This is a genomic window from Bradyrhizobium sp. USDA 3240 (genome assembly GCF_054063295.1).
In genome coordinates this window covers 7,963,735-7,980,289 of record NZ_JBSSGD010000002.1, presented here as the reverse complement: position 1 = coordinate 7,980,289, position 16,555 = coordinate 7,963,735, and the positions used below count along the sequence as shown (strand labels likewise).

Here is a 16,555-nt window from a genome sequence, read left to right as displayed (position 1 = left end):
CGCAATGACGAGCTCTTGATTCAAGGGTCAAACAGCATATTCGGTGTCATCGCCCGGCTCGACCGGGCGATCCAGTATTCCAGCGGCGGTTGTGATTGATCGATAGGCCGCGGCGTACTGGATCGCCCGGTCAAGCCGGGCGACGACAGTTCGGACACCGACTTGTGCCGGTTGCGGGTACGAGCCGAGCATGGTTGCTGCGGCGAAGCAGCGAAATTGATTATTGCTTATTTCGTAAGCGCATTCTTGGTTCTCACCTCTTGGGGCCCGGCACCGATCTCACACCACCTTCCGAGGCGCAGCCGTCGCCCTATCCCCCGTGTTCGGCGTCCCCGTCGGTTCGATCAGCAACAGATGCACCTCTTCCCTTGCGACGGGTCGATGCTCGACGCCCTTCGGCACGATGTACATCTGGCCGGGATGCAATGTGATGGTGCGATCGCGCAGCTCGATGTCGAGCACGCCTTTCAGCACGAGGAAGAAGTCGTCGGTGCCGTCATGCTTGTGCCAGACGAACTCGCCCTGCACCTTCACCACCATGACGTCGCAGGCGTTGAATTGCGCGACGGTGCGCGGCGACCAGTGATCGGTGAATGTCGACAGCTTCTGCGAAAGATCGATCGCGTCGCTCATGATGCCTCCGGGTCCGGGCCAGCTTGCCGGGCTCGTTAGCTCAGGCGCGCGACGCACTCAATGCACGCCCCTCAACTTCTCCGGATACGTTCCGTTGTGCCCGTTGACCTCGCAATGCGCCTCGCCGTTGGCGGCCTTGCGCTCGAGCAGCTCGCGTTCGGCCTTGTACCAGAGCTGATCCATCTGGCCCGGCGGTTCGCCGGCGTCCTTCCACAATTCGTAGGCGCGGGTGCGAATCTCCTGCTCGGTTGGGCCTGTCATGGGCGGCTCCCTCAATTTGAGACATCAAACTGTTTGGAGTGGAACTGCCAGCATAGCGCAAGGTTCCAAGGCGCGCGAGATCGCCGCGCTGCCATCTGTGCACAAGCGCCGTTGCGCAGGCCATTTGCCGGAAGCTGGGTCTGATTTGAGCGCGCGCGAAGTGCGGCCTATGCGCGTCAGCAAGGGTGCCCTAGTTCCCCCGACCCGATGCGGCCGCCGACAGCGCGCTGTCTTGCGGAGGCCCACCTACCCCTTTTGAGGTATGAAACCTTTGCGCGCTCCCACAGACTTAAGGTTATCAGGATTTTGCCATCACCTTCCTGGGGCTAGAGACAACGCCGCTCGCATGTATTTTAAGCGGGCGGCGTTGGACTTTCAGGCAGGGCTCGCTCCGTCCCCCCGCGAGAGCCGCACCAAGGCGCCGCGGTTGCTCAGCGCAAGCTTGCGGTGAAGAAATCGAGCGCAAGGCCGACCGTCTCGGCATGGACCGCGTCGCGGTCGGTGCCATCGGGATCGCGGCATACGGCTCCGATCACCAGGCGCCCTACCGCAGTACAGGTGTCGAAGAAGACGAAATGGCCCGCGCGCGGAAACAGCCTCAGCGTCGCATGGGGAATAGCCTTGCCGAGCGCCTCGGCGCCCGAGGCCGGCGGCGTGATCTCGTCGGCGCTTCCCGCGACGATCGCGACCGGGATCGTTATGGCACCAAGACTCTCCGGCGTGAAGGCCGGCACCGGCCCCGGCGCCATCGCGAACACGGCGCGAACGCGCTCATCGCGATAGGACTGGCCACCAAGGCTGTAGCGCTGCCGGAAATCGGGATCGGTGGTCAGGCGTATCACGCTCTTCTGGCGCAGCTCCGTCGCGCCAGGCTGCGACGTGCACAACGCGTCAGCGGCGGGCGAGCGGCAGAATGCCTGAGTCCGCTCCGGATCGGTGATGCCGCCGGCGATGGCGATGACAGTGTAGCCGCCGTAGGAATGGCCGACAGCGCCGATCCGCGCCGGATCGATCCGGTCGCCGAAGGTCCGGTCGGTGCGCATGGCGTCAATAACCCGGCTGAGGTCGACGGCGCGCAGCCACTTCAGCGCATAACCGTCGACAGTCCTGTCCTCGGATCGATTGTTGCCGGGGTGATTGACCGCAACGGCGATGAAGCCGTGCGCCGCAAGCCCCGCGCCGAGCCAGGCGAGATCGGTCGCAAGGCCGCCGAAGCCATGGGACAGCAGAACGAGCGGACGCGGTGGCCCCTCTGCCGGCGTCGCATCAGGCGCGGCGCGTCCAGTGCTCACGAGCGGGACGAGGCGTGGTCCGATCCATTGCGGCTGCTCGTGCGCATCGGCCGCAGCCGGATACCAAATCACGGCGCGGAGCATGTGCGCGCTGGCGCCGCGCCAATCGTACGGCTCGGCCGGAACGAAATCGCGCGTGGTGACACCGACCGTGAATGCCGCATCGTCGGCGTATGCGAGCTCCGGCGCCGTGAGCATGATCAGCAAGAGCGCCAGAAACCTCATCGGAATCACTCCCTCTGAGACGCTAAGTCACTCCGGGGCGGTGTGCCCTACTCCGCCGCCTGGCGGACGTGGCGCGCGGATGGCGTCCGCATCGTCACCAGCTCTTCGGAGGCGGTCGGATGCAGCGCGACGGTGGCGTCGAAGTCCGCCTTGGTCGCCTTCATCTTGACGGCGATCGCAACGGCTTGCGTGATCTCGGCGGCGGCATCGCCGACGATGTGGCAGCCGAGCACGCGGTCGCTCGAACCGTCGACCACGAGCTTCATCAGCACGCGGGTGTCGCGGCCGGACATCGTCGCCTTGATCGGGCGGAAATCGGTCTTGTAGATCTCGACGTGGCTATACTGCGCCCGCGCCTCCTCTTCCGTGAGGCCGACGGTGCCGACCTCCGGCTGCGAGAACACCGCGGTCGGGATCGTCGCGTGGTCGACCTGCACCGGGCGCTTGCCGAACACGGTATCGGCGAAGGCATGCCCCTCGCGGATCGCGACCGGCGTCAGATTGGTGCGGTGGGTGACGTCGCCGACCGCGTAGATGTTGTCGACCGACGTCTTCGACCAGCCATCGACCTGGATGCCGCCATTGGCGGGATTGATGGCGACGCCGGCGGCCTCCAGCCCGAGACCCCTGACATTGGGATGCCGGCCGATCGCGAACATCACCTGGTCGGAGGCGATGCTCGAACCATTGGACAGATGGGTCGTGTAATCCTTGCCGTGCTTGTCGACCTTCGCCACCGTGCAGCCGGTGATGATGGTGATGCCGCGCTTCTCCATCTCGGTGCGGACATGCTTGCGCACGTCCTCATCGAAGCCGCGCAGGATGTTGTCGCCGCGGTAGACCACCGTCACGTCGGAGCCGAAGCCGGCAAAGATGCCGGCGAATTCCAGCGCGATGTAGCCGCCGCCCTGGATCACGATCCGCTTCGGCAGCTCTTTCAGGTGAAACGCCTCGTTGGAGGAGATCACGTGCTCGATGCCGGGAACGGCCGGGCCGTGATTGGGCGCGCCGCCGGTGGCGATCAGGATGTATTTCGCCGTCACCTTCTCGCCGGTGGCGAGGCGTAGCGTGTGGGCATCCTCGAGCACCGCACGGGTCTTGACGATCCTGGCGCCGGACTTCTCGACATTGGTGGTGTAGGCGCCCTCGAGCCGGGCGATCTCCTTGTCCTTGTTTGCAACGAGCGTGGCCCAATCGAACGAGACCTGACCGATGCTCCAGCCGAAGCCGGCGGCGTCCTCGATCTCCTGGTGGACGTGGCTGCCGATCACGAACAGCTTCTTCGGCACGCAGCCGCGGATCACGCAGGTGCCGCCCATCCGGTACTCTTCGGCGACCATGACCTTCGCGCCATAATTAGCGGCGATGCGGGCGGCACGAACGCCCCCCGAACCACCACCGATGACAAACAGGTCGACGTCAAACTCGGCCATGGCAACCTTCTTTCTTCCTGCTCCCTCGCCCCGCTCTTGCGGGGAGAGGGTTGGGGTGAGGGGCTCTCTCCACGATCCAATTCGCGGAGAGTCCCCCTCACCCGGCGCTGCGCGCCGACCTCTCCCCGCAAGCGGGGCGAGGTGGCAACCGCCTTAGATATCCTTGCCGCGCTTCTTCATCTCGGCCTTGAACTGGCCGTTGACGATCACGCCGAACTGCTGGGCCCACTGCTGCATATATTGCAGCGATCCGTTGATTGCCGTGGGCTCCGCGGTCAAAAGCTTCTGACCGAGCGGCGTCTTGTAGAACGTCACGAGGTCCTTCAGCTCCTGCTCGGTGAACTCGGCGGCGTAGATCTGCGCCATGCCGTCGCCGATCTCCTTCTCGCCGCCGGCGAACTGCTTGGCGACGATCACCGCGACCTCGTCGAGATCCTTCTGGTAGTTCAGGTACTGCTGCAGCAAGCCGGTCTTGGTCTTTTCGATGATGCCGGGAACGGCGCCGGAATACATCACCGCCACGTTCTTCATCGTCAGGATTTCCTTGGCAGCCGCAATCGCCGCCGGGGTCGACTGCTTGACCTTGGGCATCGGAGGCAGCTGCTGCTGCGCCATGGCCGGTGCGGCCGCGAGCGCCAGTCCAGCCGCCAGGGCCGCTACCGACAAAAGTCCCGAAAAACGCTTCATTCCAAGTCTCCTTGCTTGCGGCGCTATCGCCGTTCAACAACCCGAATTCCCTGTGCGCCGGCCAGAACGGCGACGCTGCCGAGCCCGATGAACAGACCATGTTCAACCACGCCCGGGATCACGCTGAGCAAACCGGCGAGACGCGGCGGATCGCCGATCCGGCCGAGATGGGCATCGACGATCCAGTGGCCGCCATCGGTGACAAAAACGTGACCGTCCTTGCCCTTACGGATGATCATTTGGCCGGACACGCCGGCCTCGGCGAACGCCCGCGCCATCGCGGCCTGGGTCGCGGCGAGCCCGAACGGGATCACCTCGACCGGCAGCGGAAAGCGGCCGAGCACGTCGACCCATTTGCTGTCGTCGGCGATCACGATCATGCGATCACTGGCGGCCGCCACGATCTTCTCGCGCAGCAGCGCGCCGCCGCCGCCCTTGATCAGATTGAGCGCGTGGTCGATCTCGTCGGCGCCGTCGATCGTGAGGTCGAGATGATCGACCTCGTCCAGCGTGGTGAGAGGAACCCCGCAGCGGATCGCGTCCGCCCGGGTCGCCTCCGAGGTCGGCACGCCGATCACCTTCATGCCTGATCGGACCTTCTCGCCGAGCAACTCGACGAAATGCTTGGCGGTCGACCCGGTGCCGAGCCCAAGCTTCATGCCGTCGCGCACTTCTTCGAGCGCGCGCGCCGCCGCCTGGCGTTTCAGTGCGTCCATGTCCACGGCCGATAGCCCCTCGGTTGTCCGTTACGGGCGCGCCATCGGCCGCCCGGCGGGCGCATATCTAGCCTCGATTCACGGGCAGGAATAGCGCCATCCGGGCCCGTCTTTAGGCCGAAACGGCATCCATCGCGGCCAAAATCGCCGCAAAACGGTCCTCGACCTCGGCCCGCATCCCGGGGTGGGTGAAAACATAGAGCTGGTCGTCGTGAATCGCGGCCAGCACGCGGGCGGCAACCGAGGCCGGCTCGAGACCGGCGTCCAGCCGGCGCGCGATCTCGGCGACGACAGCGGCCATCGGGCTTGCCGGATCGAGCTGGCGCGGCGGCCCGTAGTGCTCGAGGCGATTGCGCCCGCTCTCGCCGATCCGGGTCCGCACATAGCTCGGACAGAGCACGCTAACGCCGATCCCGAGCGGCTTCAGTTGCGCCGAAAGCCCTTCTGAAAGGCTGACGACGGCGAATTTGGTCGCCGAATAAGGGCTGACGCCGAGCCCGGCATTCATGCCGGCCATCGAGGCGGTGTTGACGATATGGGCGCCCTCACCGTGCGCGCGGATATGCGGCAGGAAGCTTCTGATGCCATGCACGACGCCCATCAGGTTGACGTCGATCACCCAGCGCCAGTCGTCGACCGAGATCTGGTCGATGCCGCCGCCACCCGCGACGCCGGCATTGTTGCAGACGACATGGACGTTACCGAAGGCGCGGAACGATGCCTCTGCCGCGCGGTCGACGCTTGCGGGATCGGCGACGTCGCAGACCACGCCACGGACATCCGCGCCGCCGGCCCGCAGCGCTTCGACGGCCTTGTCGAGCGCGCCGATTTCGATGTCGGCGAGCATCACCTTCATGCCTTTACGCGCGAACGCGGTTGCCATGGCGAGGCCAATTCCGCTGGCCGCGCCGGTGACAAAAGCGGCTTTTCCGGCAAGTTCCCGCATCCGAGCCTCCCTTTTTTGCGCGACCCTAGCATCTTCGCTTGCATCGCGCCGCGCTGCCCGATAGCCAGAAACAGATGTCCGCCTCCTCTCCCCCCATCATCGTGTTCGATCTCGACGGTACGCTGGTCGACACCGCGCCTGACCTGATCAGCGCGCTGAATTATGTGCTCGCCCGCGAAGGCCTGCGGCCGGTTCCGCTGTCGGCGGCGCGCAACATGATCGGCGCCGGCGCGCGCAAGCTGCTCGAGCGCGGGCTCGAGGTAGACGGACGCGTGGTCAGCCTCGCGGACCTCGATCGTCTGACCAAGGATTTCATCGACTATTACGCCGAGCATATCGCCGACGGCTCGCGCCCGTTCGACGGGCTTGAAGCCGCGCTCGATCGGCTTGCGGCCAAGGGCCATCGCTTCGCGGTCTGCACCAACAAGCTGGAGTGGCTGTCGAAGCTGCTGCTCGATCGGCTCGGATTGACGCCGCGGTTTGCCGCGATCTGCGGCCAGGACACGTTCGGTGTCGCCAAGCCCGATCCGGCGTTCCTGCGCGAGACGGTCGCCCGTGCCGGCGGCAAGCTGCCCGGCGCCATCATGGTCGGCGATGCCGGTCCCGATGTTGGGGTCGCCCGGCGCGCCAGCGTCCCGGTGATCGGCGTCGATTTCGGCTATACCGACGTCCCGATGACCGAGCTGAAGCCGGACCGGCTGATCAGCCATATGCGCGATCTGCCGGACGCCGTCGCGAGCCTCGGCGCAGCATAATCTTTCCGCAACACATTGATATTGCTTGGCAATGATCTGCCATGCGAATTTTCCATTAACCATCCTTTAACGAACAGACCTCCCCCTGTTGCACCTCTGTTCCGACGCTCCTATGGTCGCGCCGGGGATTGTGGCTGATTGCCGCAGTAAGAGTGTGGATCATGCGTCGTACCATCGTGATTGCGGCCGCTGGGCTGAGCTTGGCCGGCTGCTCTTCGTTCTCATTGGATTCGTTCAAGTCGGCACCGCCGCCGATGCAGGTGCAACTGGATTCGGCACCGCAAGGCGCCGACGCCGTGACCTCGATCGGACCGGGTTGCAAGACGCCCTGCTCGGTGTCGATCCCGGCGCCGGAGGCCAACTTCACCGTTACCTTCAACATGCCGAAGTTCCAGCCGGCGACCGTGCCGGTGACGGTGACCCGCTCGCCGGGCGACTTCACCAGCCCGGCCACCACCACGCTCGATCCGAGCCCGGTGTTCGCCGAGCTGCAACCCGCCGGCCCGCCGCCGCGCGGGCACAAGGCGATGCGGCCGAAAAAGAAGAAGCCGAAGCCGGCTGCCGCTGCGGCTCCTGCCGCTCCGGACGCCGCCGCACCGCCGCCGGCCGCTGCGCCCACGCGCTGACGCGCGTATCTGATCAAGATTGCACTGCACAAGAGCCCGGCCCAAAGCCGGGTTTTTGTATTTTGTGGAGACACATCGGCGATTGCGATCATGCATCGCGCGATCTGTCTCACCTATCGCTTTGCAATTGGCGTTGCAGGTTGCGGATCATCCATTGGAACGCATTGTGACGGCGTGCCAACATGCATAGATTGCGTGTGCGGGGTCCGTCACGGCCCGGCGCTCTGGGAACGCCTTGGTTTGAAGGCTTGGCTTGAAGGCTTGGGTTGAATGAACGGATCCACGCAGGCGCATTCCGACACGCTGTTTCGTCCGATGACCGATCCGTTCGGCCGGACGATCCGTTACCTGCGCGTCTCCGTCACCGACCGCTGCGACCTGCGCTGCTTCTACTGCATGTCGGAAGACATGACCTTCCTGCCGAAGGCCGATCTGCTGACGCTGGAAGAGGTCGACCGTCTGTGCTCGGCCTTCGTCGCCAAGGGCGTGCGCAAGATCCGCCTCACCGGCGGCGAGCCGCTGGTCCGCCGCAATGTGATGGGCCTGGTGCGCTCGTTGTCACGCCACCTTTCGACCGGCGCGCTCGACGAATTGACGCTGACCACCAACGGTTCGCAGCTCGCGCGCTTCGCGCAGGAGCTGGCCGATTGCGGCGTGCGCCGCGTCAACGTCTCACTCGACACGCTCGACCCCGTAAAATTCCGGGCCATCACCCGCTGGGGCGACATCGACAAGGTGCTGTCGGGCATCGAGGCGGCGCGATCGGCGGGGCTTGCGGTCAAGATCAACGCGGTCGCGCTGAAGAACATGAACGAGGACGAGATTCCCGCGCTGATGGAATGGGCGCATGGCAAGGGCATGGGCCTGACCTTGATCGAGGTGATGCCGATGGGCGACATCGGCGAAGGCCGCATCGATCAGTACGTTCCGCTGTCGCTGCTGCGCGCGCGGCTCGAGAAGCACTACACGCTGACCGATCTCGCCGACGACACCGGCGGCCCTGCCCGCTATGTCCGGGTCGCCGAGACCGGCGGCAAGCTCGGCTTCATCACGCCGATGACCCACAATTTCTGCGAATCCTGCAACCGGGTGCGGATCACCTGCACCGGCACGCTGCACACCTGCCTCGGCCATGAGGACGCCTCCGACCTGCGCCGGCCGCTGCGCGCCTCCGACGACAACGATCTGCTGTCGGCGGCCATCGACCGGGCCATCGGGCTGAAGCCGAAGGGGCACGATTTCATCATCGACCGCCGCCACAACCGCCCGAGCGTCAGCCGCCACATGAGCGTCACCGGCGGCTAGCTATAAAGCCCGCTGCCGACGCCTGCGACGTCCCCCGATTACCAAGGCGGGACAACGATTTGCCGCGCCGTCAATTTGCCCATTTTCCGATTGACGGCGTTCGACGGCGCTGATTTGGTGCCCCGGCTTTCACGCTCGCCCGGCCGGATAGGCCGCTGCCCCCTGTCGGTACCCGCCGACGATCCGGCAGCCAAGAGCAACGAACAACGGCGGAAGCGGATTTCGGGGGAGGACGATCGCTTGCAACTGCTCCTGAAGGTGAGCCGTGGCTCCGTGCGCATGCGCGCGGCGGCCAGATGATGCTTGAGAAGATATTCGGTGCGCAGATCGCGCGACCGCGGAGATCGTGATGCGCCCAATGTTGGCACTGAGTCAGGCCATCGACCGACTGAACGAGAAGATCGGCTACGTCTGCAATCTCCTCGTCCTGCTCGCCTGCCTGGTCAGCGCCGGCAACGCCATGATCCGTTACGCGTTCAGCTACTCCTCGAACGGCTGGCTCGAGGCGCAGTGGTACATGTTCGCGATCCTCGTGATGTTCGGCGCCTCCTACACCTTCAAGCGCAACGAGCATGTCCGCGTCGAGATCCTCTATCTGATGCTGTCCGAACGCGGCCAGCTCTGGCTCGACTTGATCGGCACCCTGTTCTTCCTGATCCCCTCCTGTCTGCTGCTCGCCTATCTGTCCTGGCCGTTCTTCCACCAAGCCTACGCGGTCGGTGAGATGAGCGGCAATGCCGGCGGTCTGCTGCGCTGGCCGATCAAATTCGTTATCCCGTCCGGCTTCGTGATGCTCGCGTTGCAAGGCGTCTCCGAGGTGATCAAGCGGATCGCCGCGCTGCAGGGCTATGTGACGATCGACGCGAAGTACGAGAGGCCGACGCAATGACGATTACGCTGGAGATGATGCCGCCACTGATGTTCGGCGGCCTGATCATTGCAATGCTGATCGGCTACCCGGTGGCGTTCACGCTCGCCGCGGTCGGCCTGTCGTTCGGGTTTCTCTCGATCTATCTCGGCTTCTTCGACCTAAACTTCCTGCAGGCGATCCCGGGCCGCATCTTCGGCAGTGTGCTGTCCAACGAGCTGTTGCTCGCGATCCCGTTCTTCACCTTCATGGGCGCGATATTGGAGAGATGCGGGCTCGCCGAGGACATGCTGGATTCGATGGGCCAGCTGTTCGGCCCGATCCGCGGCGGCCTCGGCTATTCCGTGATCATCGTCGGCTTCATCCTCGGCGCCATCACCGGCACGGTGGCGGCGCAGGTGATCGCGATGGCGCTGATCTCGATGCCGGTGATGATCCGCTACGGCTACAACATCCGCTACATCACGGGCGTGCTCGCGGCCTCCGGCACCATCACACAACTCGTCCCTCCCTCTCTCGTCCTGATCGTGCTCGCCGACCAGCTCGGCAAGTCGGTCGGCGACATGTATCTCGGCGCCTGGGGCCCGTCGGTGTTCCAGATCCTGCTGTTCGCCGGCTACACCTTCCTGCTCGGCATCTTCAAGCCGAGCCATGTGCCCGCGGTGCCGATCGATGCCCGCACACTGACCGGCTGGGCGCTGTGGAAGAAGTGCCTGCTCGGAATCATCCCCTCCGCGGTGCTGATCTTCGTCGTGCTCGGCACCATGATGATGGGCCTTGCGACCCCGACGGAAGCCGGCGCCATGGGCGCGGTCGGCGCCATTGTGCTCGCCGCGATCCACCACAAGGATTTCAGCGCGACCGGCCGCAAGGTGCTGATAACAGGCGTGATCGCCGGCGGCATCGGCACCATCATCGCGATGCTCTTCAGCGAGAACCTGATCTTCAAGCTCGCGTTCGCAATCACCTATGCCGCGGTGGTCTGGATTTGCGCCGAGGCCGTCAAGATTCCGGACCTGCGCGACCTGATCAAGCAGGGCTACGAGACCACCATGCGCATCACCTGCATGGTCACCTTCATCCTGATCGGCTCGACCTGCTTCTCGGTAGTGTTCCTCGGCGTCTCCGGCGGCGTCTGGCTCGAGCACCTTCTGACCTCGCTGCCCGGCGGCGTCTGGGGCTTCCTGATCTTCATCAACCTGTTCATCTTCTTCCTGGCGTTCTTCCTCGACTTCTTCGAGATCGCCTTCATCATCCTGCCGATGATCGCCCCGATCGCGCAGAAGGTGCTGGCGCCGGTGGTCGGCCCCGACGCCGCGCTGATCTGGTTCGGCGTCATGCTCTGCGTCAACATGCAGACCTCGTTCCTGCATCCGCCGTTCGGCTTCGCTTTGTTCTATCTGCGCGGCGTGGCGCCGAAGGAAGTGAAGAGCTCCGACATCTACTGGGGCGCAATGCCCTGGATCGGGCTGCAGGCGATCATGGTGGCGCTGGTGATCGCGTTCCCTGTCGTCGTCACCGGACTGCTCGACAAGCCGCTCGATGTCGACCTCAACAAGGTGAAGATCGAGGTGCCGCAGATCGAGCTGCCGCCGCTCGATTTCGGGCAACCTAAGCAGTAGCCGGCGTCAGCTTCTGACGCGTGCCTAGAGCATTTTCGGTTCTGATTGAATCAGAACCGAAGCTCTGGATTCTTGTTTTGACGCGTTTCTTTACGCGACCAGTGTCCACTTCGCTCGAAAACGCTCTTGCGGAAGTGGGGCACGCTGGAGCCGTTGACGGCGGCATCAAGTCCTGTGAAGACGCGGGGATACGGATCGTCCTCCAACTCACAGATGCCGCCCATGCCCCAACCGCATCCCGCCCGTTCATTCGTTCGCCCGCTCGTCGCATCCCTCGGCCTGGCCTCCCTCAGCCTGGCGTTTGCCGCTGCCACAGCACATGCGGCGCCGGCGGCCGACATTCGCGCACTGGCGCAACAGGAGCAGCAGCCGCTGCTCGACACCCTACGCGACCTCGTGCAGATCGAATCCGGCAGCAAGGACATCGAAGGTCTCAACCAGATCGCCGCGCGCATCGCCGGCCAGCTCAAAGAGCTCGGCGGCGCGGTGGACATCCTGCAAACCACTGACATCTACCGGCTGGACGACACGCCGGAGAAGATCGGCCCGGCCGTGCAGGCTGTCTTCAAGGGCTCCGGCAGCGCGAAAATCATGCTGATCGCGCATATGGACACGGTGTATCTCAAGGGCATGCTGAAGGACCAACCCTTCCGCGTCGATGGCGACAAGGCCTACGGCCTCGGCATCGCCGACGACAAGCAGGGCATCGCCACCATCCTCCACAGCGTGGCGCTGCTGCAGAAGCTCAACTTCAAGGATTACGGCACGCTCACAGTGCTCATCAACGGCGACGAGGAGATCTCTTCGCCCGGCTGGCGCAGCACCATCACCCGCGTCGCCTCAGAGCAGGATGCCGTGTTCTCGTTCGAAGGCAGCGACGCCAGCGGTACGCTGCGCCTCGCCACCAGCGGCATCGGCTCGGCCTACCTCACGGTGCATGGCAAGTCGTCGCATGCGGGCGCGAGGCCCGAAGGCGGCGTGAATGCGCTCTATGAGCTGTCGCACCAGGTGCTGCAGATGAAGGACCTGTCGAAGCCCGAGCAGGGCCTGAAGCTGAACTGGACGGTTTCCAAGTCCGGCACCAACCGCAACGTGATCCCCGCCGAGGCCACCGCCCAGGCCGATGCGCGTGCGCTCAAGGTGTCCGACTTCGACGAGCTCGAGACGGCGCTGCAGGACAAGATCAAGAACCGCCTGCTGCCCGACTCCAAGGTGGACGTGAAGTTCGAGGTACGCCGCCCGCCGCTCGAAGCCAACGACGCCTCGCGCCGCGTGGCCGACCACGGCAAGACGATCTATCAGGACCTCGGCATGCCGCTGAACGTGGCCGAGCGGGCCACCGGCGGCGGCACCGACGCTGCGTTTGCCGCCCTCAAGACCAAGGGAGCCGTGGTTGAAGGCATGGGCCTCTCGGGCTTCGGCGCGCACTCCAACGATGCCGAGTATGTGCAGATCAACAGCATCGTGCCGCGCCTGTATCTGACCACGCGCATGATCATGGATCTGTCCGACGGCAAGGTGAAGTAGGCCGGCCCACGGCACGACAGGTGCCGCAGGCCGTGCCGCTCAGACGGTCGCCGGCACGGCCTCGGCAAGGCGGAAGCTCAGCGTAAACTGGGCACCGCCGGACGGCAGGTTCTCCACCCTGATTGTCGCGTGGTGATCGTCGACGACGCCGCGGACGATGGAGAGCCCGAGCCCCGCCCCGTCGGTACGCTGGCGCTGGCGATCGCCGCGCCAGAAGCGCTGGAACACCAGGCCCTGCTCGGCGGGCGCAATCCCTGGCCCGCAGTCGCGCACCTGCACCGAACCGTCCTCATGCACCTCGACATCGACCGAGGTCGCGTCCGCGGTGTACTTGATGGCGTTCTCCGCCAGATTGAAGATCGCGCGCTGCAGCATCTCGGCATTGCCCTTGACCCGCACCGGACCGTCGGTGCCGCGCAGCGCGATATCCTTCTGCTGCGCCAGCGCATAGGGCGCGATCGAGCCGACCACCTCGGCGCACACCGCGCGCAGATCCGCGGTTTCGCCGGGGTCCAGCACCAGCGTATCGAGCTCGGCAATCTCGAGCAGCTGGCTGACGATGCGGCTCATGCTCTCGATGTCGGCATGCAGATCCTTGGTCCCCTTGGCTACATCCAGCGTCTCGATCCGGGTCCGCAGGATCGCGAGCGGGGTGCGCAGTTGGTGCGCGGCATCGGCAGTGAACTGCCGCTGCACGTGAAACCCGTCCTCCAGACGATCGAAGGCCTGGTTGACGGCGGTCACCAGCGGCAGGATCTCGCTCGGAATCCCCTCCGTCGGCAGACGAATGTCGGTCCTGGCTGGTCCGATGGCCCTGGCCTCCTCCGAAGCCCGCAACAGCGGAATCACGGCGCGGCGGAAGATCAGGATGTCGGTCGCCAGCAGGATGAGGAGGATCGGGATGGTGATCCAGCCGACCCGGCGGAAGAAGTTGGAGACGATGTCATCGATGATGACGTCGCGATGCGACAGATCCTCGGCGACCTGGATGCGCAGCGTCTGACCGCCGACGAGCTTGGTGGCGCTGGCGCCGGAAATCCGGTCGGCCAAGGCTGGCAGTCGCGGCGCGCCGCGATGCGACGAAAACAGCAGATTGTCGTCCGCATCGTAGATGTCGTAGCGATAGCGGCCATAGGCGTCGGAATAGAGCCCCCTCAGGCTGTCCGGCAAGTTGAGCTGCACCTTGCCGGCGGAATCGACCACGAGGTTCTGGCCGAGATCGGCGGCCTGGTCGCGCATCGCTTCGCGATGCAGCTGGTTGATCTCCGAATTCAAGAGCCACAGCAGCAGCAGCGGCAGAAAGATCGCGGCGACCGCGACCGCTACGATGTGCAGGAACACGATCCGCGAGGTCAGCGACGTGAAACGGAACACCCCTATTTCTCCTCCGCCATCAGATAACCGACGCCGCGAATGGTGTGGATGATGACCTTGGCGCGGTGCTCGGTGAGCAGCTTGCGCAGGCGCGACACGTAGACCTCGACCGCATTCGAGGCGACCTCGCCCGACAGACCGAAGATGTGGTCCTCGACATTCTTCTTCGGCACCACCCGTCCCTGCCGCCGCAGCAGGATCTCGAGCACCGACGTTTCACGCGCGGAGAAGACGTGCGGAGCACCGTCGACGAACACCTGCTTGCTCTCGGTGTCGTAGACCAGATTGGCGAGCTTCAGCGACGAGCCGAGCAGCTGGCCGGGCCGGCGCAGGATGGCTTCGAGCCGCGCCACCAGCTCTTCCAGCGCGAACGGCTTCGCCAGATAATCGTCCGCGCCGCTGCGCAGGCCGTTGACCCGATCCTGCAGGCCGTTGCGCGCGGTCAGCACCAGGACCGGCAGCGGGTCGGTCTTGCGGCGCAGCTCCGACAGCACCGATAGACCATCGCCGTCAGGCAGACCGAGATCGAGGATCATGGCAGCATAGGTGACGCTGCGCAGCGCATCACGCGCCTCGGCAACACTGTTGACGATATCGGACTCATATCCCGCCGCCACCAGCCCGCTCGCGAGCAGTCGCGAGAGCTCTAGATTGTCCTCGACGATCAGAAGGCGCATCGCAGCAGTCCTGTTTTCATTCGACCGGTCTTCCGTTTGCACACCTTGTTGCGATGCGCCAGCCTAGCGACAATTCCGCAACAGATCGCGCGCTGAGCAATCCCGATGTGCAAACGATACGCATTTAAGCACAGCGCCCGGATTGCCGCTCTCAGCGCTATGTTTTGGCTATATGCCGCCGCTGCTATTCCCACGCAAAATAGTTAAACCGGCACCCGCCGCAATCAAATTCGCGCGCCGGGCGCACTATTGAAAAGGGCAAATGTAAGGCTGGCGTCAGCTAGCCCTGATAACTGTTCATTCGCTCTCACCGGGAGATCGGACGACGGCCCGCCATGCGGCAAGACCTCGTCTCTCGCGCGAGGCTTTCATGCAGTATTGGCGGCGGGCGATGTCATTTCGAATGAAGTATATTGGCTTTGCGGCGATGCCGGTGCTGGCGGCGCTTCTCGTCGGCGCGTGGCTCACGACGCGCGCCGATGGTGTCGTGAATGCCAAGGCCGCGCAGGAGTCCGCGCCGCAGGACGTCAATGTCGAGCAGCAATACGTCGCGCTGAGCGACAAGCAGGCGGCTTCGCTGAAGACCATGGCCGCGGAGCAGCGTTCGTTCCGGACCCTGAAGAACGCGGTCGGCTCGATCGACTTCAATCAGAACATGCTGGTGCAGGCGTTTACCCCAAATCCCGGCAGGATCGTCGACACGCCCCTCAATGTCGGTGACAAGGTTGCGAAGGGCGACAGGCTGTTCACGATCGACAGCCCCGATCTGCTGCAGGCCGAGTCGTCGCTGCTGGCTTCGGCCGGCGTGCTCGAACTGCAGACCAGAACGCTGGCGCGGGTCAGGCAGCTGCTGAAGACCGGCGGCGGCGCGCAAAAGGACGTCGACCAGGCGACGTCGGATCAGCAGACCGCCGAGGGCAACTACAAGGCCGGGCGCGACGCGGTGCGCATCTTCGGCAAGAGCGACGCCGAGATCGACCGCATCGTCGCCGACCGCAAGGTCGATTCGATCCTGGTGGTGCCGAGCCCGATCTCGGGCCGGATCATTGCGCGCAATGCCGCGCCGGGACTCTTCGTGCAGCCCGGCAATGCGCCGGCGCCCTATTCGCTAGCTGACATCTCGACGATGTGGATGGTCGCCAATGTGATCGAGACCGACGCTCCCGCCTACCGGATCGGCCAGCCGGTCGAGGTGCGGGTGCCGGCCTACCCGAACGAAGTGTTTCGCGGCCGCGTGACGACGCTTGGCCTCAACATCGATCCGAATTCGCACCGCCAGCTGGTGCGTTCGGTGATCGACGATCCCCAGCACAAGCTGCGCGCCGGCATGCTGGCGAGATTCACCATCGAAACCGAGCCGCCAAAACTGTCGGTGAGCGTTCCGCTGGACGCCATCGTGCGCGAGGGCGACGGCACGATGACAGTGTGGGTCACGAGCGACGGCCGCAAGTTCGACCGCCGCACAGTGACGATCGGCATGGAGCAGGACGGCTGGCGGCAAATCCTCAACGGCCTCGCAGCCGGCGAGAAGGTTGCCTCCACCGGCGCGATCTTCCTCAGCAACAAGTTCGCCAACGCGGCCACCGGCTAGCGCGCTAGCCGCAACGC

Annotated in this window: 16 protein-coding genes; 7 read left to right on the top strand and 9 right to left on the bottom strand. The window is 64.8% G+C overall.

Features of this window, described 5'->3' with window-relative positions:
* Positions 1–279: 279 nt before the first annotated feature.
* The 7 genes from ACVIGA_RS38005 to ACVIGA_RS37975 all read right to left on the bottom strand — a co-directional run bounded on the left by ACVIGA_RS38005 (position 280) and on the right by ACVIGA_RS37975 (position 6,193).
* The gene (locus ACVIGA_RS38005; RefSeq protein ID WP_456670068.1) at positions 280–633 is read right to left on the bottom strand and encodes a cupin domain-containing protein; all 354 of its coding nucleotides are present in this window, start codon (positions 631–633) and stop codon (positions 280–282) included.
* Between the two features lie 57 nt (positions 634–690).
* Positions 691–894, bottom strand: a complete 204-nt coding sequence (locus tag ACVIGA_RS38000) for a DUF2934 domain-containing protein (RefSeq protein ID WP_375780411.1) — start codon at positions 892–894, stop codon at positions 691–693.
* Positions 895–1,325: 431 nt separating this feature from the next.
* The gene (locus ACVIGA_RS37995) at positions 1,326–2,411 is read right to left on the bottom strand and encodes an alpha/beta hydrolase family protein (protein WP_456670067.1); all 1,086 of its coding nucleotides are present in this window, start codon (positions 2,409–2,411) and stop codon (positions 1,326–1,328) included.
* Positions 2,412–2,458: 47 nt separating this feature from the next.
* Positions 2,459–3,844 carry a glutathione-disulfide reductase gene (gene gor, locus ACVIGA_RS37990; protein WP_456670066.1) on the bottom strand — a complete coding sequence of 462 codons (1,386 nt, stop codon included), beginning with the start codon at positions 3,842–3,844 and terminating at the stop codon, positions 2,459–2,461.
* 153 nt (positions 3,845–3,997) lie between these two features.
* A complete protein-coding gene (locus ACVIGA_RS37985; RefSeq protein WP_375780408.1) occupies positions 3,998–4,531 on the bottom strand; it encodes a DUF2059 domain-containing protein in 534 nt (177 codons plus the stop codon).
* 23 nt (positions 4,532–4,554) lie between these two features.
* On the bottom strand, positions 4,555–5,253 hold the full coding sequence (gene rpiA, locus ACVIGA_RS37980) for a ribose-5-phosphate isomerase RpiA (RefSeq protein ID WP_456670065.1): 699 nt from the start codon (positions 5,251–5,253) through the stop codon (positions 4,555–4,557).
* A gap of 106 nt (positions 5,254–5,359) precedes the next feature.
* Positions 5,360–6,193: an SDR family NAD(P)-dependent oxidoreductase gene (locus ACVIGA_RS37975; RefSeq protein ID WP_456670064.1), complete on the bottom strand. Its 834-nt coding sequence runs from the start codon at positions 6,191–6,193 to the stop codon at positions 5,360–5,362.
* A gap of 74 nt (positions 6,194–6,267) precedes the next feature.
* Here ACVIGA_RS37975 and ACVIGA_RS37970 point away from each other — a divergent pair, with 74 nt between their 5' ends.
* The 6 genes from ACVIGA_RS37970 to ACVIGA_RS37945 all read left to right on the top strand — a co-directional run bounded on the left by ACVIGA_RS37970 (position 6,268) and on the right by ACVIGA_RS37945 (position 12,896).
* Positions 6,268–6,948 (top strand): HAD hydrolase-like protein, encoded by a 681-nt coding sequence (locus ACVIGA_RS37970; RefSeq protein WP_456670063.1) that lies wholly within the window; start codon positions 6,268–6,270, stop codon positions 6,946–6,948.
* 161 nt (positions 6,949–7,109) lie between these two features.
* Positions 7,110–7,574, top strand: a complete 465-nt coding sequence (locus ACVIGA_RS37965; protein ID WP_223973392.1) for a hypothetical protein — start codon at positions 7,110–7,112, stop codon at positions 7,572–7,574.
* 270 nt (positions 7,575–7,844) lie between these two features.
* On the top strand, positions 7,845–8,879 hold the full coding sequence (moaA, locus tag ACVIGA_RS37960; protein ID WP_456670062.1) for a GTP 3',8-cyclase MoaA: 1,035 nt from the start codon (positions 7,845–7,847) through the stop codon (positions 8,877–8,879).
* A 349-nt stretch (positions 8,880–9,228) separates the two neighbouring features.
* Positions 9,229–9,768: a TRAP transporter small permease subunit gene (locus ACVIGA_RS37955; RefSeq protein WP_375780403.1), complete on the top strand. Its 540-nt coding sequence runs from the start codon at positions 9,229–9,231 to the stop codon at positions 9,766–9,768.
* Positions 9,765–11,369 carry a TRAP transporter large permease gene (locus ACVIGA_RS37950; protein ID WP_456670061.1) on the top strand — a complete coding sequence of 535 codons (1,605 nt, stop codon included), beginning with the start codon at positions 9,765–9,767 and terminating at the stop codon, positions 11,367–11,369. Before ACVIGA_RS37955 ends, ACVIGA_RS37950 begins: the two co-directional genes overlap by 4 nt.
* Positions 11,370–11,591: 222 nt before the next feature.
* Positions 11,592–12,896, top strand: coding sequence for a M20/M25/M40 family metallo-hydrolase (locus ACVIGA_RS37945; protein ID WP_456670060.1), 1,305 nt, complete (start codon positions 11,592–11,594; stop codon positions 12,894–12,896).
* Positions 12,897–12,935: 39 nt separating this feature from the next.
* Here ACVIGA_RS37945 and ACVIGA_RS37940 read toward each other — a convergent pair whose 3' ends face one another.
* A complete protein-coding gene (locus ACVIGA_RS37940) occupies positions 12,936–14,270 on the bottom strand; it encodes a sensor histidine kinase (protein ID WP_456670059.1) in 1,335 nt (444 codons plus the stop codon).
* Between the two features lie 2 nt (positions 14,271–14,272).
* The gene (locus tag ACVIGA_RS37935) at positions 14,273–14,947 is read right to left on the bottom strand and encodes a response regulator (protein ID WP_092125557.1); all 675 of its coding nucleotides are present in this window, start codon (positions 14,945–14,947) and stop codon (positions 14,273–14,275) included.
* 403 nt (positions 14,948–15,350) lie between these two features.
* On the opposite strand from ACVIGA_RS37935, the gene ACVIGA_RS37930 reads away from it, so the two are divergent.
* Positions 15,351–16,538: an efflux RND transporter periplasmic adaptor subunit gene (locus ACVIGA_RS37930; protein WP_456670058.1), complete on the top strand. Its 1,188-nt coding sequence runs from the start codon at positions 15,351–15,353 to the stop codon at positions 16,536–16,538.
* Positions 16,539–16,555: the final 17 nt, after the last annotated feature.